At 42.5% G+C, this 20,296-nt stretch carries 16 protein-coding genes; 9 read left to right on the top strand and 7 right to left on the bottom strand.

The window, feature by feature from the left end; all coding sequences use genetic code 11:
• Positions 1–130: 130 nt before the first annotated feature.
• On the bottom strand, positions 131–2,380 hold the full coding sequence (locus ACHUFN_RS05130) for an acyl-CoA dehydrogenase (RefSeq protein ID WP_394221229.1): 2,250 nt from the start codon (positions 2,378–2,380) through the stop codon (positions 131–133).
• Between the two features lie 310 nt (positions 2,381–2,690).
• On the opposite strand from ACHUFN_RS05130, the gene ACHUFN_RS05125 reads away from it, so the two are divergent.
• From ACHUFN_RS05125 to ACHUFN_RS05110, 4 genes are all read left to right on the top strand, one after another.
• Positions 2,691–3,245: a hypothetical protein gene (locus ACHUFN_RS05125; RefSeq protein ID WP_394221228.1), complete on the top strand. Its 555-nt coding sequence runs from the start codon at positions 2,691–2,693 to the stop codon at positions 3,243–3,245.
• A gap of 122 nt (positions 3,246–3,367) precedes the next feature.
• Complete coding sequence (locus tag ACHUFN_RS05120; protein WP_394221227.1) at positions 3,368–3,625, top strand: DUF3081 domain-containing protein; 258 nt, start codon at positions 3,368–3,370, stop codon at positions 3,623–3,625.
• Positions 3,626–3,772: 147 nt separating this feature from the next.
• Positions 3,773–4,708 carry an LpxL/LpxP family Kdo(2)-lipid IV(A) lauroyl/palmitoleoyl acyltransferase gene (gene lpxL, locus ACHUFN_RS05115; protein ID WP_394221226.1) on the top strand — a complete coding sequence of 312 codons (936 nt, stop codon included), beginning with the start codon at positions 3,773–3,775 and terminating at the stop codon, positions 4,706–4,708.
• A 180-nt stretch (positions 4,709–4,888) separates the two neighbouring features.
• Complete coding sequence (locus tag ACHUFN_RS05110) at positions 4,889–5,506, top strand: TcpQ domain-containing protein (protein WP_394221225.1); 618 nt, start codon at positions 4,889–4,891, stop codon at positions 5,504–5,506.
• 46 nt (positions 5,507–5,552) lie between these two features.
• Here the strand turns inward: ACHUFN_RS05110 and glnE are convergent, their stop codons facing one another.
• On the bottom strand, positions 5,553–8,489 hold the full coding sequence (gene glnE, locus ACHUFN_RS05105; RefSeq protein ID WP_394221599.1) for a bifunctional [glutamate--ammonia ligase]-adenylyl-L-tyrosine phosphorylase/[glutamate--ammonia-ligase] adenylyltransferase: 2,937 nt from the start codon (positions 8,487–8,489) through the stop codon (positions 5,553–5,555).
• Positions 8,490–8,566: 77 nt separating this feature from the next.
• Between glnE and ACHUFN_RS05100 the strand changes: the two genes are divergently transcribed.
• Positions 8,567–9,472 (top strand): DUF350 domain-containing protein, encoded by a 906-nt coding sequence (locus ACHUFN_RS05100; protein ID WP_394221224.1) that lies wholly within the window; start codon positions 8,567–8,569, stop codon positions 9,470–9,472.
• Between the two features lie 19 nt (positions 9,473–9,491).
• On the opposite strand, the gene ACHUFN_RS05095 is transcribed toward ACHUFN_RS05100, so the two are convergent.
• Positions 9,492–9,839, bottom strand: coding sequence for a GIY-YIG nuclease family protein (locus tag ACHUFN_RS05095; protein ID WP_394221223.1), 348 nt, complete (start codon positions 9,837–9,839; stop codon positions 9,492–9,494).
• A gap of 243 nt (positions 9,840–10,082) precedes the next feature.
• Between ACHUFN_RS05095 and ACHUFN_RS05090 the strand changes: the two genes are divergently transcribed.
• Positions 10,083–11,147 carry an XrtA/PEP-CTERM system-associated ATPase gene (locus tag ACHUFN_RS05090; RefSeq protein ID WP_394221222.1) on the top strand — a complete coding sequence of 355 codons (1,065 nt, stop codon included), beginning with the start codon at positions 10,083–10,085 and terminating at the stop codon, positions 11,145–11,147.
• A 76-nt stretch (positions 11,148–11,223) separates the two neighbouring features.
• Here ACHUFN_RS05090 and ACHUFN_RS05085 read toward each other — a convergent pair whose 3' ends face one another.
• The 4 genes from ACHUFN_RS05085 to ACHUFN_RS05070 are packed head-to-tail and all read right to left on the bottom strand — an operon-like array spanning position 11,224 to position 16,054.
• A complete protein-coding gene (locus ACHUFN_RS05085; protein ID WP_394221221.1) occupies positions 11,224–12,903 on the bottom strand; it encodes a porin family protein in 1,680 nt (559 codons plus the stop codon).
• The gene (locus tag ACHUFN_RS05080) at positions 12,872–13,822 is read right to left on the bottom strand and encodes an XrtA-associated tyrosine autokinase (RefSeq protein WP_394221220.1); all 951 of its coding nucleotides are present in this window, start codon (positions 13,820–13,822) and stop codon (positions 12,872–12,874) included. The genes ACHUFN_RS05085 and ACHUFN_RS05080 overlap by 32 nt, the downstream gene beginning before the upstream one ends.
• Positions 13,822–15,390, bottom strand: coding sequence for an XrtA system polysaccharide chain length determinant (locus tag ACHUFN_RS05075; RefSeq protein ID WP_394221219.1), 1,569 nt, complete (start codon positions 15,388–15,390; stop codon positions 13,822–13,824). Before ACHUFN_RS05075 ends, ACHUFN_RS05080 begins: the two co-directional genes overlap by 1 nt.
• 31 nt (positions 15,391–15,421) lie before the next feature.
• Positions 15,422–16,054: an XrtA/PEP-CTERM system exopolysaccharide export protein gene (locus ACHUFN_RS05070; RefSeq protein WP_394221218.1), complete on the bottom strand. Its 633-nt coding sequence runs from the start codon at positions 16,052–16,054 to the stop codon at positions 15,422–15,424.
• Between the two features lie 149 nt (positions 16,055–16,203).
• Between ACHUFN_RS05070 and ACHUFN_RS05065 the strand changes: the two genes are divergently transcribed.
• The 3 genes from ACHUFN_RS05065 to xrtA are packed head-to-tail and all read left to right on the top strand — an operon-like array spanning position 16,204 to position 19,990.
• Entirely contained in the window at positions 16,204–17,616 is a 1,413-nt protein-coding gene (locus ACHUFN_RS05065) for a TIGR03013 family XrtA/PEP-CTERM system glycosyltransferase (RefSeq protein ID WP_394221217.1), read from the top strand.
• 2 nt (positions 17,617–17,618) lie between these two features.
• Complete coding sequence (locus ACHUFN_RS05060) at positions 17,619–18,458, top strand: XrtA system polysaccharide deacetylase (RefSeq protein ID WP_394221216.1); 840 nt, start codon at positions 17,619–17,621, stop codon at positions 18,456–18,458.
• 38 nt (positions 18,459–18,496) lie between these two features.
• Positions 18,497–19,990, top strand: coding sequence for an exosortase A (gene xrtA / locus ACHUFN_RS05055; protein ID WP_394221215.1), 1,494 nt, complete (start codon positions 18,497–18,499; stop codon positions 19,988–19,990).
• Positions 19,991–20,296: the final 306 nt, after the last annotated feature.

Raw genomic sequence — 20,296 nt, 5'->3', positions numbered from 1 at the left:
GAAACCTTTGAAGTCCTAATGGTAGAGCACAATTTGAACAATGGGAAGAGGGTAGATGAACACAAATAAAAAAGCCCTGTCGCGATGAAGACAGGGCTTTTGGCACAACTTTGTAAAGCGTTGCGATTAATTAAGCAGCGCTTTGACCACCGTCGATTGCTTTAAGCGTTTGCGATGCTGGAACAAGTTCTAAATCGAACGTGTACTCGTCAACGCGAACGGCAAGCTTACGTTTTTCGTTGTAGTCGTGAAGCTTAGCTGCTTCATCCGCTGTTACCACACCTTTTTCTTGTAGCTTATTCAGTGCATGTTCAAAAGAGATGAACGGTACAACTGGCTCTTTGCGCAGCGCTTTTTGCACTTTGCCAAGTAGGTGAGCTACTGCGTGCTTCGCTTTAAACGCTTGCTCGTTAATGTCGTTACCGTCTCCTGGTGTAACACGAACAAGGTGAGTAAGCTGATCTTTCACGCTGTTGTCTTGCATAGACGCAATAGATAGCTCGCGTACTAGGTCGTCACTGATACCCGCAACACTGTTGGTGTAAGTGTTGGTAAGTAGGCGCATCAGACCACGAGTCGCTGTGTTCGGGAAATTGTTGATAAAGTTAACAATTGCCTGATCAGCTTGTTGTAGCGACCACTGCATTGCATACTCAAAGTATGGCAGTGCAAGCTTTCTGTCTTCAATACGCTGCTCGTAGAAACGAATGGCTGCCATTGCACCGTATAGATAGCTCATTACGTCGCCTAGACGTGCTGATAGAAGCTCAGCTTTCTTAAGGTCACCACCTAGTACCGCAAGCGACAAGTCAGCAAGTGGCGCTAGTTTTGCAGAGATGCTGTTTACACGCTTCTCATACTTACGAACTTCTGGCAATGCAGATTCGCTTTCACGTAGGAAAGGAAGGTAACCTTTACCTAAGCTGCGGAACGCATTCTTAACGCTGAAGCCAACTGTCTTACGAAGTACTTTGTTGAACTCAGCATCCGCAGAACTTTCGTTGCTGTGAATTAGGTCAACCATGTCTTTCAAGTAAGGGTGACAACGCATTGCACCTTGACCAAAGATCATAAGGTTACGAGTAAGAATGTTTGCACCTTCTACCGTAATTGCGATAGGAAGCGCAGCATAACCGCCCGCTAGTGTGTTCTGAGGACCGCGCTGAATCGCTTTACCTGCTTGGATATCCATAGCAGAGTTCATAACGTCGCGACCAAGTTCAGTCATATGGTACTTGGCAATTGCCGTTACTACCGATGGTTTAACACCTAAGCCTAAACCTTCAGTCGTAAGAACACGCATTGCTTCAAGTAAGAACGTCTTACCTGCGATGTCTGCCATCTTCTCTTGAATACCTTCGAAGCGGCCAATTGGAAGACCAAATTGCTCACGTACGAATGAATATTCTACTGTTCCTTTGAACGCAGACTGTGCTGTAGCCACACCCATTGCCGGAAGTGAAATACCACGACCCGCACCTAGGCAGCTAACTAGCATCTGCCAGCCGCGACCAATATTCTTTTGCCCACCAATGATGAAGTCCATTGGGATGAACACGTCTTGACCACGAGTAGTACCGTTGTAGAAACGAACGCCCATAGGGTCATGACGATTACCAAGCTCAACACCTGGGTGAGACTTAGGTAGTAGGGCACATGTGATGCCTAGCTCTAGCTTGTCGCCAAGAAGTTGGTCTGGATCGAATACTTTGAACGCAAGGCCAAGTACTGTCGCAATTGGTGCAAGCGTAATGTAGCGCTTATCCCAGCTTACACGTAGGCCAAGAACTTCTTCACCGTTGAATTCGCCTTTAGTCACAATTGCTGCATCAGGAATTGCGCCCGCGTCTGAACCCGCTTCTGGGCTAGTAAGTGCGAAACAAGGAATATCACGACCGTCGGCCAAGCGTGGCAGCCAGTAATCTTGCTGTTCGGTAGTGCCGTAGTGCATTAGAAGTTCACCTGGGCCTAACGAGTTAGGAACCATTACGGTTACTGCAATTGCGCCACTTTTCGCTGCAATCGTTGCAACAATAGTTGAGTTTGCATATGGGCTGAACTCAAGACCACCAAATTTCTTTGGAATGATCATAGAGAAGAAACGGTTTTTACCAAGGAAATCTAAGATTTCTTGTGGGATGTGTTTGCCATTGCCCAACTCAAAATCGTCAACCATGTTCAGTAACTCTGTTACTGGACCGTCCATAAATGCTTGTTCTTCCGCGCTCAGTTTTGCCTGAGGGATATCGCGTAGTGCCTGCATGTCAGGCTTACCCTGATAAATAGAAGATTCAATCCACACATCACCCGCATCTAGGGCTTCTTGTTCTGTGATTGAAATTGGGGGTAATACTTTCTTTAAGCTAGTTCTGATACTCATAATAACTCATCCGCTCATCTGACCAGTTGTATAGGTTAATACTACACCTTATTTTAAAAAGATCAAATTTTGTAAAAATACACTTATTTTCAAGTGTTTAAAGTGTGTTTTCCTACATATATATACGTATTTGATAAACAAATGATTAACATTGCGGATATTTAATGATTAAAAAGCGTTCGATTCGTCTGTTTTTATTTCGTTTGGTCCCGACTCAGCGGTATTACATTTACCTTATTTATCAAGTACGTTTAAATTAGGGGTAGGTTCTTTTATAGTTAGCGCTCTTTAACAAGGAGATGTAATTAAAATGCGCAGTCTTTCTGACACTTTCACTAAGTTTGTTATCGGCAGTACAGCCATTGCGGGTTTGTTATTTTCTGGGCTCGCGTCTGCCAACGGGTATGCAGTGGTTAATATCGGTTATGGAAATGTTGATACCGAAATAGATAATGAAGCGGATGTCAGTTATTCAGCTGCGTTGGCGTATCAATTTCATCGTCAATGGTATGTAGAAGGCGGATATATTTCTTTGATAGACACAGATACAGATCAGCAATCAGTGTCGAGCAAAGGGCCATATGTGGCATTACTAGGTAAGGCAAGCAGCCAAAAAGGCGAGCTTTATTACAAACTAGGTGTTGCAAACATCGATATTGAGCACGTAACAAACAATAGCGCCGTGTGTGGGCCTGACGTGCTTGTGTGTGGCTACGACGACGCGGTTATTGCAGGCATAGCAGGCTTAGGGTTTGACTACTATTTAGGATTAAAGTCGATGGTACGCGTGGAATATACCTACTTCGGCGGTAAAGATGATTTTTCAGCCCACATAGTAAATTTAGGTTTTCGATATAATTTCTAACCCCCTTGTGTTGTTGGTAATTACTAGGCTTACAGTGAATAAGTTATGGCCTTGAAGAAGAGATAAATCCAAATTTCGTTTGAGTATGTAAAAATAGGAAAATTCACAACAACGGATTTACAATGAAAAACGAATTAGACAGCAAGTTTTTACTTCAAGTTTTCGATAAGATTCGTCAACACGGGGCGAAAGAGAACGAGCAGTATAAATTGAATGGAATTACTGCGTTCACCGATCACGATGGTTATACGCTTTTTATTGAAGACGTAAACGTGAAGCTACAGTTCGGTTTTCACAATCAATATCACTTTGACTACGACTCAAAAGAACAATATGAGTCGTTTGAGAAAAAGTTAAAACAAATCGACAAAGACTATTAGTCGTTTACTCGAAGCCAATGTTCTAGGAGGGGTGTAACAACAGCACCTCTCGTTTCTTATAAATCTACCGGGGTAAGCAGTCGCAATTAGCCCCAGAAATAACCTTCTGTTACAATGCTGCCCACTTCATTTCAAAGGAAATAGACATTGGCGGCGGCAATTAAAGCTCCTAAGTTTAAACTGGCATTTTTAGGACCAAAGTTTTGGCCCGTGTGGCTGGGTGTTTTCGTACTTTATATTATTACTTGGTTGCCTCTTCCCGTGATTCGTGCAATAGGGGGCGGGGTTGGAAAACTTATCGCGGTTTTAGTACCTAAACGTGCGAAAGTAGCCAAACGTAACCTGGCATTGTGGAACCCATCGCTCTCAACATCTGAAATTGAAACGCTTTATAAGGAAAACGTGCGTCGAACAGGTATGGCGTTATTTGAAACCGCCATGGGATGGTGGTGGCCTAGCTGGCGAGTGAAGCGAGCAATTGAGATTGAAGGGACTGAACATGTTGAAGCAGCGCTTGCCAGTGGCAAGGGCGTGTTTGGCATGGCGCTTCACAATATGAACTTAGAGTTTGCCTGTAGAGGTATTGGCTTCTATCGACCTAGCATCGCGTTTTACCGAAAGCACAATAACCCGCTGGTGGATTATCTTCAGTATCATGGGCGTAATCGCTCCAACAAATACATGATTGATAAGCGCAACGCCAAGGCGCTGCTTGCGGCTTTGGATGACAAAGAGCTTTGCCTATACCTACCTGATCAAGATTATGGGCCTAAACAAAGTATATTTGTGCCGTTTGGTGGAGTAAAAGATACAGCCACCACAACAGCAACGCTCATGTTTATTAGACGTAGCCATTCAGAGCCAATGATAATTACTTCGCAATATACTAAACGCGGTTATAAGATAAAAATTTATCCACCCCTTTCCCAGTTAGGGGAAATGGACGATGCAGAGGCATTGACGTTATTAAACCAGCATGTAGACGCAGCTGTTAAAGAACAGCCAGAAAGTTATTTATGGATGCATAAGCGATTTAAAACTCGACCTGCGTATAACCCAGAGTCTCTGTACAAAACGCTGTAGACAAGGTCTTAACGGTGGTTGCTAAATGAAAAGCAATCGGGAATATTAGATAAATAGAATAATAGATTTCTAGAATTAAGGTAGTCTAAAATAATAGAGGTAGCGTTAGTAAAAATACCGTTGGGTTATTTTCTAAGTATTAGCTCACATAGGTTATTTCCGGCTAGATAGTGGTAGGTTATGGGACAAACGAGTTATTCAAGTACATCATTTTGGGCAAAGCAAATAGGTATAGCTGCTGTACTTGTAATTGTTGCTGGCGTGCTTATTTTCGTGCTTCAAACCCAAGAGCAAGAGCCCGTGCCGGAAGCGCAAACAGAAGAGAAGTCGGTGTCTCGCGGATTGAGCGAGTTCTACAGAGATTTTCGCATGTCTTCAACCGACCCGTTAGAAGAAGAGCAGGGCGACTTCGTGCTTGACGTTGCGGGTGTTGATCCGAATTTAGACAATAAGCTTGCTCAAATGTCGAGCCAAACCCGTCCGGTTGAAAAAAATTGGACGGGGGAACATAAGTTTCGCACTTTCAATGAAGGCAATACGTTACGAGAAGCTATATCTCAGTATGCCCAAGCGGAAGGAATGCAGCTTATCTGGAATCTAGAGCAAGACTTTGTGATTAAACATCAGTTTCAGTTAGATAACACCGTGTCTGGTTCGCTGGCAAAGATTGCCAGCGCTATTGACAGTAGCTTCGAAGGTGAAGTTAAAGCCTACTTATGTGCAGAACAACGTTCGCTAGTTGTCACTGCCGAAGAAACTGAGTTTCTCACCAATCGATGTCGCCTTGTAAGAGGGTAGGCGTTCTCACCTAGGCATCATTACTCGTTGGTCTCTTTTGATTACTTCATGAGTTGAAAAGCGCATTCCAGTGGCGCGTAACTTGCTCGCGTATGGCATCTAATTCCTCACTTTGGTCTGCGTATTTCGTATCGGCCAGCGTCAGGTGATGGTACTGCTCCCGAAGCCTTAAATAGGCTTTTTGTAATTTATGGGCGGTATCCGAGTTCATAATGTTGCCCTTCACAGCTGCGTCGAAGATACGAAGGTTGTCAGGGAATGTGGTCATCTCGGTAACATACTGCGCATTAGCAAGTACTAAGTATTGCGCCATAAACTCAATGTCTGTGATACCGCCTTCACACTGCTTCAGGTCGACCTTGTCGTTGTTTTTGGTAAGTAGATGCTCGCGCATTTTGACGCGCATTTTGCATACATCCTCAGCAAGCGAACCCACGTCCCTTGCTTTGCTTAAAATAGTATTTCTGACTTTCTCGAAGTTTTCTAAAAGTTGGGTGTCTCCGCAGATAGCGCGTGCACGCACAAGGGCTTGATGCTCCCACGTCCACGCTTCCTCTGTTTGGTATTTTTCAAAACCATCAATATGACAACAAAGTAAGCCTGCATTGCCTGACGGGCGAAGGCGTAGGTCTGTTTCGTAAAGCTGTCCAAACAACGTTTTTGTGTTGAGAAGATGCATAATGCGCTGTGCTAATTTAATGTAAAACTGCTGTGCTTCTATTACTTTCTTCCCGTCTGTGCTGATGCCGTGAGGCGCATTATGTAAGAACACTAAGTCTAAATCGGAACCATAGCCCAATTCATAGCCACCTAGTTTGCCATACCCAATGACAGCAAAGCCCTTGTCATCGCCCTCAAGATGTGAGGGTACGCCATAGCGTTGTTGCATTTGTACCCATGCCGCATTTACTACATCTTCAAGAATAACTTCTGCTAACACAGTGAGTTTGTCGCTCACGTTATTAATGGGTAAAGACTCACTAATATCACTTGCAGCAATGCGAAGTTGTTGGCATAGCTTAAATTGGCGCCACCCATCCATGACCATTTCTACATCATCTTGTTCAATTCGAAGCATGGCTTCACGAAGCTCTAGCTGATATCCCTGCTTACTGGTTTGAATATCGGTATTTTGCTGCCCCAAGTACAATGGCGTCAGTAGTTCATCTAATAAAAGCGGGAAGCGTCTAATTTCTTGAGCAATCCAATCACTACGCTCACATAACCTAACCAACTGTTTCAGAACATCGGGGTTTTCTAAAAGAAGGTCAAGGTAGGTTGTACGGCCGGTAATGGCTTCAATTACACCCAACAACCGCTCGAGTACCTGTGCGGTATGATTGGGGTGTTGATTGATTAGCACATACAGGATCTCGGGAAGCAATTTGTTTAATGTGTCTTCACCTTTTTGACCAATGCGATAATTGCGCTGCTTTTCCTTGAATGCAGTAAGAATGTTGTAAATACCTGCAATGTCACTAGATGACAGGTAATTTCTGAATGTATCGGCAAATTCATCACTTTGCAGCGGCAGACGCCAAGCATCTTGGCATGCAATGAAAAGCTGATCTTCGTCTGAGTGCGTATCGTGTGACTCTTCTACCAGTTCATTGAAATGAGCATGAATACGCGACATTACTTTTTCAAGGTGCTCTAGAAAGTCACTGTATGTTGCAAACCCCATCACATCAGCAAGTGCTGCTTGTTGCCACGGAAGGTCTGGTAGCGTTTGGGTTTGACGATCTTGGCTCTGTTGTAGTGTATGCTCTGTTTTTCGAAGAAAAAGGTAGTCTTGTTTTAGCTGTTGAGTCACATCAGCCTCAACAATATCCAATTCGGTAAGTGCATCTAATGTGCGAAGCAATGATTTACTTTGCAGTGCAGGTTCTCGTCCACCGTGGATCAGTTGAAAGCTTTGTGCAAAAAACTCGACCTCTCGAATGCCGCCTGCCCCTAACTTAATGTTGTTGCTTAATTGTCGTCGACGAATCTCGGTCGCAATTAGCTTTTTCATATTGCGAAGTGCATCTAATGTGGTGAAATCGAGGTAACGCCTGAACGTAAACGGATGTAGGACACTGGTAAGCCATTTCACATCTTGTGAGTTATCATTATTAATCACTCTCGCTTTGATCATTGCGAAACGCTCCCAGTGCCTACCTTGGTCTTGATAGTAGTCTTCCAGTGCTGCAAGGTGCATCACAAGCGGACCGGAGTCACCAAAGGGGCGTAGACGCATATCGACGCGATAAACTTGGCCATCGTTAGTAATTTTGTTTAATGCTTGAATGAGTTTTTGCGCAAGCTTCGTGAAGAACTGTTGATGTTCAACACTTTTTCTATCGCCTTGCGTTTCGCCTTTCTCAGGGTAAGTGAAAATTAAATCGATATCGGAAGAAAAGTTAAGCTCTTTCCCGCCCAATTTTCCCATGCCTAAAATATACATATGCATATCTTTGCCGCTGCTTTGCGGCCTGCCATAACGAGTGGCTAAATGTTGATAAATCCAATGATATGCACCAGTAATAAGTGCATCTGCCAGTGAGGAAACGCAAAGCAGGGAGGTTTCAATTGACTGTTTATTTAACACGTCGAGAAACGTGATTCGCGCCATTTCCTGGTTTCTGTATTCACGCAGCACTTTTAACAAATCATCTTCGCTTTTAACGCTGTCGAGTAGCTCAGATAACGACGCTTTATAATCTGAGAAGATATTTGTTGATTCATCATTGCCGCTTAGCTGAGGCTCAGCACCAGTGGATTTTGAGGAGAAAGCCTCCACAATTCTGGATACAAACGACGGTTTTTGAATAAGCGTTTCAGCTAAAAAACTAGAGCGCGCAAATGCCTTCATAAGCGCGTCGCGATGTTGCTCTATAATATGCTTCTCAGGTTCGGAAATTACCGATGCCGTTAACAACTGCTGCCAGTATTTTTCTGCTTGTTCTACGTTTGTCATGCTATTTTCGTCGTCTGTTGGCATAATGGTTGCTGATTTCATGATTTTAATTTTTCAAATAACCATAAAAGAACTTTGGGTGTTCAAGGAGCAAAGATAACGTGGAAGCCTTGGTAAAACTAGTACCTCTAACGCAAGAATTACTGATTTATCTCGCTATGGATGTGGCGATAGCGTTAGTGCTGCTAATGATTATGAAGTGGCTAACAGGCGCATTTAGGAAGTATTCGGTTGCAGAAGAATTAGGTGTTAAAGATAACTTTGCTTTCGGAATAAGTATTGCCGGGGGGATGTTATCTCTTTGCATTGTGTTGAGCTCGGTTGTTGGCCGCCACATAGGCGTTGGCTATGAAGAAGCGGCATTAGGCATGGTGACATTCGGCATAGTGGGTATTATTTTGGTGAAGTTTGGTCGCTTTGCTCACGATAAACTGGTACTCGACAAGGTAGATACCCACGCGATGATAGCCGAGCGCAGTGTAAGTGTGGCACTAGTGGACGCCGCCAGCCTGGTGGCGAGCGCTATTGTTTTACGTAACATCATGGTTTGGGTAGATGGTAGCGACATGAACGCACTGATTGCCATTGTGACAGGTTTTACGGTGGTGCTTACTATGCTGCTTGTGATGACTCGCATATTGGAATTTAGATACGCACGAGACAATCAAAACGACTCGTTTCAAGGTGCGCTAGAAAAAGGGCAGTTAGCACTCGCGATAGAGCACTCTGGCAACTTACTTGGTACTGCAATGATAGTGTCAGCGGCGAAAAACCTTCTTATTTATAACCCTTCTGGGTATGTAAGCAACGTGACTGGCTGGTTGATCGTGAGTGTGGGTCTAGCAATTGCGCTTCATTTACTTGTTCTTGCTAGTAAAAAAATTATATTGTTCGGCATGAACTTTCGACAAGAAGTTGATCAACAGCATAACGTGGGTGTGGCTGCATTAGGGTTTACGTTGAGTATTGGTAACGCTATGATTATTAACGGAATTCTGGGCGGTTAATGGGTTAAAGGCTAGATGTTCAATCTGCAAATTGCGCTTTAACGCATGTCATTGCATCAAGTTGCCCTTCAGAGATTATGCGGTCTTTTTGAGGGCGGCTCATTCTTTTAACAGCGTACTCAAGCTTTGCCGCGTTTGATTTGCAGTCGACCTCAAATATTGCCCTAAACCCTAATGGCGACTTTCCTTTAAGGGATTTTGCCCCGCCTTTAAGCTCTCCTCTATGCTGCGCAATACGTCGTTTTGGGTCGGTGGTAATTCCTGTGTAGATTTGGCCAAGCTTATTTTCAATCAAATAGAGGTACCAAGTCTTGGTGGTATCATTCTGATTTTGGGGACGTTGTTCGGCGGTAGTAAGCTCAGTCAAGGTTATCTGTTTCTGTTTTGTGTTGTGCTGTTCGAAATAGTTTATCAGATTTGTAACCGTAATTAGGGCTGAAATTATACGGCAAAACGTTTTGGGAGTTAGATAAGGACTAACTTAAAAGATAATACTTCGATAATGGCGTTTTGTTCGTTACCATAAGGGAAGTGTCTGTGCGCCGTTTCGAATACATTCTCAACTCTCGTATTCGAATGCACATTTTTCAATGGAACAACGGTAAATTGCATGTACGAAAGTTACTACGGACTTAACTCGAAACCGTTTCAGTTAACCCCAGACCCAGAATTTTTCTTTGCCAGTAAATGGCATAAACGCGCTATGTCTTATTTACAATATGGCCTTTCACAAGCAGAAGGCTTTATTGTTATTACCGGTGGGATAGGTACGGGAAAAACCACGGTCGCTAACAGTCTGTTAGAAGAGATTGAGGATGACATTGCCGCAGCTCAAATTGTAACGCCTAAACTGTCTCCAGACGAACTCGTGAAAATGGTTGCGTCGAAGTTTGATATTCCAACTGAAGGCCGCTCAAAAGCTGATATTCTCAAAGCCCTTGAGATTTTCCTATATGACCTTAATAAAGCCGGGCGACGAGCACTACTGCTTGTAGATGAAGCACAGAACCTTCCGCTCGAAACTATTGAAGAGCTTAGAATGCTAAGCAACTTTCAGTTAAACGGTAAGCCGCTAATTCAAAGCTTTCTTTTGGGTCAGGAAGAGCTTCAACCAATTCTACGTGCACCAAACATGGAGCAATTTCGACAGCGTATTGTCGCGTCGTGCCATTTGGCAGCGCTTAGCATTGAAGAGTGTAAAGAATACATTGAATATCGTTTGCACCATGCAGGCTGGAACGGCTCGCAGCTATTCAACGATGAAGCGTATGAGCGTATTCACATGTTTTCTCGCGGTATTCCTCGGAAAATTAACACCTTAATGGATAGGGTAATGCTTTACGGCTTCTTGGAAGAACTGGAAAGTTTTGACGCCAATGCTGTTAACGAAGTGATTGATGAAGTAAAAGCTGAAATGTTCGAGCCAGACAAGACAGGTGCTGAAGTTACAGAACACATGGGCTTTGCAGACCACCCAGAAAGCCAAACTATTATGACACCGAAAGGTAATGTTATTCGCGACACCAAATACTACTTGGACATGCTCGCTGAGTTGGTAGATGCGTTGGACGATGCGATATCTCAGAAAGTAAAAATGACGCAGTATGTAGATAAACTTATGAAGAAGAAGTTTAAGACCTACGTACGACTTAAGAGTGACGATAAGAAAGAGTGATGGCCTTCGTTAAAAAAACGCGCTTCAGTGTATTTGAAGCGCGTTTTTTTACGTTATTGCATTAGTGATAGCGTTTTTATTGGTACGTGTAAGTAATACCTAGTGAGACCTGCTTATCCGTGAAGTTTGCACCGAAAAAGCCGTTGCCGCCCCCACCGCCGTTAATTAGGTCTCCGCTTCTGTCGATATAGTTCAAATTAGCAGTGACCGTGAGTGTTCGCCCAAAAGTACGCTCTATCCCTAACTTAGCATTCCAGTTATCACTTTCGCCATCTTGAAATTGCTCAGAACGCTGTGTCACGTTCGCAAAATTTATACTTGTGTTAATGTTAGTGTAACTGCCAATACGATAAGACAGTGTTGAACCGATAGAGTAAGTGCGTGTAAGCCTATCTTGGTCAAGCGCGTCGTCTTCAAAATAACGCCAAGACATGCCAAGTGTAACTCTAGAAAAGTCGTATCCCATCTGAAAATTCGAGCTTTTACGTACAATAATGTCATCGTTAAACTCAACATTTTGTGTGGTAAATTGTACGAATTGCTCATCGGCACTTGGCACATAGTTTAAGCTATTAGGCTGGAAGCAATTGGCTATCGACCCTGCATTTACTGGACATACGAATACGCCCAAATTTTCAGGGTTAGATAATAACCTAGAAGTATTTGTTACGTCTTCCGAATACCCAAATGCCGTTCTAAAGTACTTTGAATTGTAACTGATATTTGCGCCTGCGGTTTCACCAAAGAAGCGCCTTCCATAGTTAGCACTGATACTTGTTCTCGTACTTAAAGCCCATTGCATGTCGAGCCCAATAAAAGACTCCCCATCATCGCTTTCTATATCAGAATCAGTTGTATTAGCAGTAATCGAGACATACCTATTTTCACCTTGTCGGTAGGTAAGGCCAGCGCCGTAAGAGTTGAATTTACGAACTAGGCTTGCAGTGTCGTTTCTGTTTGAAATTTGGTTGCCTTCATGCGCACCTGTTATGCGCACTGCCCAATTCTTAAGAAAGTGCATGTCGACATACCCAGACGCATTGCGTGAAATAAAGTCGCCCTGGTCCGCTTGCGCTCTTTCAGTGTTCTGAAATGAGCCCGTTAACTGCCAAATGAAGTATTCCGCTCTATCACCGTTGTAAACGCTCCCTGACATTTGATACGTATCATTGTCTAAGGCAAAGCCATTGTTAAGGGCATTACGTTCAGACGCAACATCGGAGTAAGATGCCTGTGCATTGCCCCGAATCCAGTCTCCTTGCGATAAGGTAGATGTCACACCAAGACGGTTTGAGCGGGTCTTTGCAAGGGCGTCAGCATTGGTAAAGAAGTCAGAAACCAAAAAGTTTCCAGCTTGAGCATTCTGGTAGGTAAGTGAACCTGCTGCTTGAAACCCAAGCGCTTCATCAAAGGGCGTCCAATTAGCTGAATAAGTGTATTCAGAGTAGGTATCCTCACGACTTAAATCGTCATTATCCCTCTCTAAATGCGTGAGCTTTCCCTGCCAAAGGCCATTAAATTTTCGCGACTGATAAGCAGCAGTAATACTTGGTGACAACGAAAGCGTGGTAAAAGAAAAATCTCCGTTTTCTTCAGAGTCAACGTCTTGGAAAATACTCTCAGCTTCTGCCTTTGCCGTAATATCCAAATTTGCATAGGCTACGTTGCTGCCGCTTAACAACATAGAGACTGCAATACAGAGTGGCTTCTTCGCGAAGCAATGCTTAGTTGCTTCTTTCTGAGTAATAGTAACCATAATATCCGCTTCCGTCGGTGTCATTATGTACAGATTTGTTCACCACAAATCCAATGGCCATGTCTGGATTGAGTCTTTCAACAGACATTTTTATGTCGCCTATTTTTGCTTTGCCTTCTTCAACAACAACTACCGCCTGACCGGCAAAATTTGCCAAGATAGCACTTTCATTTATACCGATAAGCGGCGGAGTATCGAAAATAACAATTCGGTCAGGATACCTATTCGCAAACTCATTTACCGTGTCATGCATCTTCTGGCTGGCAAGTAACTCGGTAGACAAATGGTGAGATTTGCCCGCAGGTATAATTTTTAACTTGTCGATATTCGTCGGGTACAACACTTCAGCAATGTCGTCTACGTCCCCTGTCAAATATTCCATTAACCCTTTGCGTCGTTCCAGCCCTAAGGTGTTGAGTACGTTAGGCTTTAACACGTCAGCATCTACAAGAAGCACTGTTTTATCTTGTTCAGAGGCAATACTCATTGCCAAGTTTGTTGCAGTAAATGTTTTACCTTCAGAAGGGCGGCTGCTAGTAACCATTATGATATTAGGATTGTGCAGTGTCTTTGAAAGCGAACCAAACGCATTGGCTAAAAGCTTACGCTTTATCTCTCGATACTCTTCATTGATTTGCTTTCGCTCACCGTTAAGTGAAATATGTCCATTCTTGTCTAGCCGCTCTAAATCAATTGTAAATTCATCAAGCTGCGATCTTGTGTTCTTGAATTCTTTTTCATTGGTAAACAACTTTGTCGCCGATGACGGAGTCGAAGGCGTTGCCTCAATAGCAACTTGTTGAGCATCATTTTCACGTTCAGTTTGCGATTTGCTCAACTGCTCGTTTGACGTGTCTTTTTGTTCAGCTGCTTTCGCTGCTTTTTGTTTTTGAAGCGCTTTCTCAATAGTGTTTTTCATTAAAGAAGGCCTCCAAACAAATCGATATTCATAATTTCAGCAGCAACTAACGAACCATACATAGCTAAAACAGTGCCGCTGGAAAGTAAAAACACTAAAAGACGTAGCCTATTTTTCTTGTTGATTTGCTCAATGTTTAAGTGTGTTACCGTACCCCATATTGGATAATCAGATACGTTAAGTAGTTGCTTTGGTCTAATGAGTATTGGGTTAAGTTGGCTAATTAAAAACGCAACTCCAATTCCTACCCCAAACCCTATAATTAAAACAACCGTGTAAAAAATAATCCTATTCGGTCCTGACGGACGCTTAGGCAACAGCGGTGGTTCAATTATTCTAAATTGAAGGTCTTCAGCTGAAACATCAGCGCGTCTTGAAAGGTCAGCCGATTCTTTTCTTGAAAGAAGCTCTTCATATTTACGTTGTGTGACATCATAGTCTCGGTTCAACGCTGAAGATTCTGCTTCTATTTGCGGAATAAGGTCAACTTTGCTTTCTAGTTCAGCAATTTTTCTTTGTAAATCGCTGTCCTTAACACGAAGTGAAGCAATTTGACTTTCTAGTCTGCTCGCTTCTAGCTTAATTTCACGGTTTAATTCTGACAACGGCTGAGAAGTATCTTCGGAATCTGCATTTAAGAATGCTTCTATCTCTTTGTCTCTTGAACTCTCTAGACTTTCTAATAACGCCTTCGTTTCAATAACATCAGGGTGAAGGTCAGTAAAGCGCAGTGAAAGGTTATCTAGCGTTTCCTCTAGAGATTTTATCCTAGCATCGTACCTGGTTTGCAAAACCGGCTCATCTTGATTTGTAACGCTAAAGCTATCGCTACGCTTTACGTTGCCTATTTGCTTATTGAGTGAGTCAACCTGTTGCTGTGTTTGCTTAATTTGCAATCGCGTTGCTTCTAACTCGTTGTTCAACGTTTGAAGGTTTGAATAGTACGTGCCAGCAAGCGGTAAAATATCGTTATACTGACGTTTGAAATTAGCGAGTCTTTGCTCTGCTTCTGAAAGCCTAGATTCGTATTCTGCAATTTGCTCATCCAAAAAGCGGCCAGCGGTATCAGTGTCTTTACGGTTATTGCCTAAAGCCCCTTCAACAAACAGGTCTAGTGTTTCCTGCACTACACGCTGAGCAGTGTTTGGTGACTGGTTTGAATACGAAATATTGTAGATATTATCTCGTCCAGTTTTTGTTAGTTTGATATTGCTTGAAAGCCTATTTACTAGGTCATCAAATTGGTCTTCATTTTGTGTAGTGATATCTAAATCGCTCTCTCGAGCGATTTTTTCAACATTACTTCTACTCAGCAAGGTTTTTGCCATCATCTGAATTTCTTGATCAGGATTAGTCTGAATTGCAAGCCCTTTCAATAGGGGCTGCAATACTGATCGAGTATCAACAAATACTTGTGCTTTAGATGAATAAATATCTGGAAGACTTGCTACATATAAAAAGCCAATTGGGCAAAGTAACCATGAAAAAATTATTACGTACCGCTTTTTAATCCAAACTCCTTTTACGTAATCAAGAATTTGGGTAAGCGTTTGCTGTAAGTCCTGCATTTTATTATTTGTTCCGTTTACTTCTTTATAACTAGAACCAAGCTTCTGGAATAATTACGATATCACCCGGTAGCATGTCGACGTTCTGTGAGATGTCACCATCTCGAATCAAATCGTCGATATTTATCTCGTAAGTTTTTTGTTTACCGTTTATAACCCGAACCAACTTTGCGTCGTTTCCATTAGCAAATTCAGTAAGGCCACCAACAGCAATCATCAGGTCAAGCAAAGTCATGTGCTCTGTATAATTGACGGCGCTTGGGTTAGTTGCTTCACCTATCACTCGCACTTGTTCACTAAGCGGACCAGTAAAGTTATTAACACTAACCGTTACTCTAGGGTTGTTGATGTAAGTAGACAGCTGTTCTTCTATCTGTCGTGCGAGCATAGTGGGAGTTCGACCCGCAACATCAATGTCTTCAACCAAAGATGTGGTGACTTTACCATCTGGACGAACAGTGAAGTTGCCCGATACTTCGGGGTTTCGCCAAACGAATATCGTCAGTGAATCTCCAGGACCTATGAGATATTGATAGTCGTTTACATCAGTTGTAAGTGAAGGTCGAGTGGTCGCCTCGGGCAGAGCCCCAGTGTTACTGCAACCGTTTAGACCTAAAAGCAAAAGTGGAGCACAGCAAGTTACTAGTGTTTTAAAGCGGAACATAAGAGATCATCCTACACTCATTATGGTTAATTTATGGCTTTTGACGTTTACCCTACGGGAAATGTCACTATAATGCCAATAACAATTGTAGTCTATTGGAATAAATCCCTTTATGATGGGAAAAACGCCGCAGTTTTAGGGGGCCAGGGGTGGCAGTAAACAAGCGCAATCAAAATAAACGCTCAAATATACTAGTAATAACAGAAGCGTTGCTCATTTCTTATATGGGCTATATTTCTCATTTTATCCTTACTCAAATTGGAATGTCGCCGAATGTCTCGGTTGAAAAACTGATAATAAACGTTGGGATGCTCACTGTTTCAATTTTACTTTGCTCATTGTCCGTTGGATTGTATGAAGCGAAACTTCGAGAAACATTTCGGGGAATAATACGCCGAATTTTTGTGAGTGTCGGATTAAGCTATTTTCTGGTTGAAGTGTTAAGCCGAGCTTTTTTCGACGATTTGGTGATGGACTCCTATTTCCTTCCAGCAGCAGTAAGTTCGACAATTATAACGCTGGTAGTGTTTAGATACTTCACAAACCGACTGGGCCTGTTAGGTTTGGGGAAAGTACGTATTTTAGTGCTAGGAGCCGGAGAAAGAGCATCTATTATTGAAAAGCGTATGCGCCGAGATGTAGACAGAATTGGGTTTGAACTTGTTGGGTTTATTCCTATTCCTGGCGATAATCGCGAAGACGGTATTAGAAAAGAAAAAATCATCCACCTTAAAGTCGACGAGAGTTTTCAACAGTTTATTGCTGATAACGAAATTGAGGAAATCGTCATAGCTTGCGACCAAAGACGTGGAACTTTACCTGTCGAGGTATTGTTTGATTGTAGGCTTCGAGGCATTGAAGTCACTGAACTTCTCGATTTTATGGAACGTGAGACAGGGCAAATTGTTGTAAACCTTATGTATCCAAGTTGGGTTATTTATTCCAACGGATTCCAAAGCCAGAATTATTTAAGAGACGCATTAGATTATACACTCAACGCGATATTAGCGTTTGTTATCTTTCTTTTTGTTTGGCCAATAATGCTCGCAACGGCCTTAATTATCTATATCGACGATGGTCGAAGAACTGGCGTGTCGGTTTTCTATAAACAAGAACGCGTGGGTCTTAACGGAAAACTTTTTAAAATAATCAAATTCAGAAGCATGCGACCTGACGCTGAAAAAGACGGGGCAAAATGGGCAAGTAAGAACGATGATCGCGTCACGCGTATTGGTCATTTTATTAGAAAGTATCGCGTAGATGAATTACCCCAGCTTTTAAACGTGTTTAAAGGTGAGATGGCTTTTATTGGGCCTCGTCCTGAGCGCCCACAATTTGTTGAGCAGTTGGTTAGAGAAGTGCCTTACTACAATCAACGACACAATGTGAAGCCTGGTTTAGCAGGTTGGGCGCAATTAAATTACCCTTATGGTGCAAGCGTTGAAGACTCAATGGAAAAACTTAAGTTTGATTTGTATTACGTCAAACACCAAAGCTTGCTTTTAGACATTCTGATTTTGATTCGTACAGTCGAAGTCGTATTGTTTGGCAAAGGGCGATAATAATGAAACTTGATAATCGCCTTAATGCAATGACAGTGGACGTAGAAGATTACTTTCAGGTATCGGCATTTGAGGATGTGGTAAAAAAAAGCGATTGGGATTCAATTGGCCTTAGAGTAGGCGATAACACTCATCGCCTTTTAGACTTGTTCGCTGAAAATAACGTTAAATCGACGTTTTTTACTCTTGGTTGGGTGGCGCAGCGTTGTCCAGACGTAATTAAACGAATTGTGAGCGAAGGGCATGAGTTAGCAAGTCATGGCTTAGCACATCAGCGCGCCACGACAATGAGCGAAAAAGAGCTTTACGACGACATTAAGCAAAGTAAAGATATTCTTGAAGATATCGGCGGTGTGGCTTTAAAAGGGTATAGAGCGCCTAGTTTCTCCATCAACGATTCGAACACGTGGGCTTACGATATCTTAAAAGATCTTGGCTTCGTTTATTCGTCTAGTACTTACCCAATCAATCACGATCTCTATGGAGTACCGGAATGGCCGCGCTTCAAGTACGAGCGTGACAATGGCCTTATAGAGATTCCTATTCCAACAGTCCGCAAAAAAGGTACAAACATTGGGATAGGTGGGGGCGGCTATTTCCGTCTTTATCCTTACTGGTTGTCTAGGCGTCGCATTACTGAATTCATGAAATCTGAAAATGCGCCATATAGCTTCTATTTTCACCCTTGGGAGATAGATGCGGAGCAACCTAAGTTTTCATCGGCACCATGGAAGTCGAAAGTTCGTCACTATATCAACCTGTCAAAAATGGAAGGTAAAGTGGAGAAACTGCTTAAAGACTTTAATTGGGTAAGCATGTGCGATGCTTACAACATAAAATAAGCCTGTAGCTATCAAAATAAGAATAAAAGGGCAGGGAAATGCATCTAGGAAATACTGACGCGAGAGACAATAATCAGCAGGAAGCGATAAACCTATCTTTTGCGAAGAACAAAGCGTTCTTTGTTTCAGGTTTTGCAATGCTTTGCTTGTGGATAATATTTTGTTGGCGCGGATTAAGTAGCGTAGTTCAAATATGGTATGGAAACGAAATATTTAACCACGGCTTTTTTATCGTTCCAGGTGCTGTCTACCTAATTTATTTGAAGCGCAATTCGCTATTTGCGCAACCGATAAAAACAACTCCTTTAGCATTAATCGTAATTGTTCCCGCAGTGCTACTTTATGTGGTGGGTATTGCAGGCGACATTCAATTGTTCTTGCATACAGCCACTTTTACATTATTACCGGCAATCATCTGGTTAATGGTGGGCACAAGGGCAGCTAAAACCATTTTATTTCCGCTGGTTTTCATGCTTTTTAGTATTCCAGTGGGCGAACAACTTATTCCTTATCTTCAAGAAATTGCAGCCGATGGTTCGGTTGCTCTACTGCGCTTAACTGGCGTGCCACTATTTCGAAGTGGTTTGTATATAGAAATTCCTCAAGGGCGCTTTTTAGTGGCAGAAGCTTGTTCTGGCGTGAGTTTTTTCATCGCAAGCTTCGTAATTGGTAGTCTTTATGCTTATTTGAATTTGGTATCTGCTAAGCGCAGACTGGCCTTTGTTGCAATATCGCTAATATTTCCCATTCTGGCTAATGTTGTTCGCGTGTATGGCATTATCCTTATCGCTTACTGGACAGACATGGAACATGCCGCCGGTGCCGACCACCTTATCTATGGTTGGTTCTTCTTTGCATTTGTTATTGTTTGCTTGTTAGGTATTGGGGAGCTGATCAGAGATAGCGAGGCCACGCCTTCCGATTATCAAGGTGCCGCTGTGCCAAAGCCTATTTTGTCTGTCGCAACCGTTGCCTCATGCTCTTTGGTATTGGTAATAGGTTACTTCGTGTATACCAACGTTGAAAAACACACTGCAATCGATTCAAGTAGTATGGTTGACCTTTCACCGTTCGCTGACAACTCGTGTGCGCCTTTTATTAAGTTTCCGGTTGTAGATAGTCCTAATTACGAAATGCAGGTAACGTTACACGGGACACAATGTAATGCCAGCGCGTTTATTGCCTTTTTCGACGAGGTTAATGGAGAGTTAGCAAGTTACCAAAATCGCGACTTCGATCCTTCCTACTTTTCGTTAGAGACGTCGCGTAATATCGAATTAAATGGTCACGATTTGTTGATGTCGGAGGTTGTGACTCCCTCGGGAGAGCAGCTGTTTATTTATAAATGGTATGTCATTGATTCAGAAGTTTATGCTTCCAAGGAAAACGTGAAAATTAACCAAGTCATAAATAAACTTCTTTCAAAACCTTATAGAGGGCACATTTGGTTGGTAGCGACCAAGCAACAAGAACTTGGGGTAAATAAGAAGCTGCGAGAGCTCGTAGAATTTTCGAAAGTTGAACCTGACTAGAATGGATGTTGTACGGAAGTTTGCGTTAGGTTTTAGGCGTCGAGCAATCTAAATTCGTTTTTCTCATAACTATGTTCTTGCTTTTCATAAGAAAATTAAAAGAAAGGTATATTATAGTTTCCCATTTTTTTAATTTGTTGCGGGCAGGAGAATACAAAACGAATGGGTTTTTGATCCACTTTTCTTCTAGAACAAATTTCATAGCTCTAATGTTTAAAAGCAGTGCTCAATATCGGGCAAGAGTAAAACACTTGCCCATTAGATTTTAAAAATGGAATCTCAACTTGATGCATTAATAGAGGTCAT

Origin of the sequence: Alteromonas gracilis (assembly GCF_043642145.1) — a bacterium.
GTDB classification, from domain to species: domain Bacteria; phylum Pseudomonadota; class Gammaproteobacteria; order Enterobacterales; family Alteromonadaceae; genus Alteromonas; species Alteromonas gracilis_B.
The sequence above is the reverse complement of the archived record's forward strand: the minus strand, read 5'-3'. Positions and strand labels throughout refer to the sequence as shown.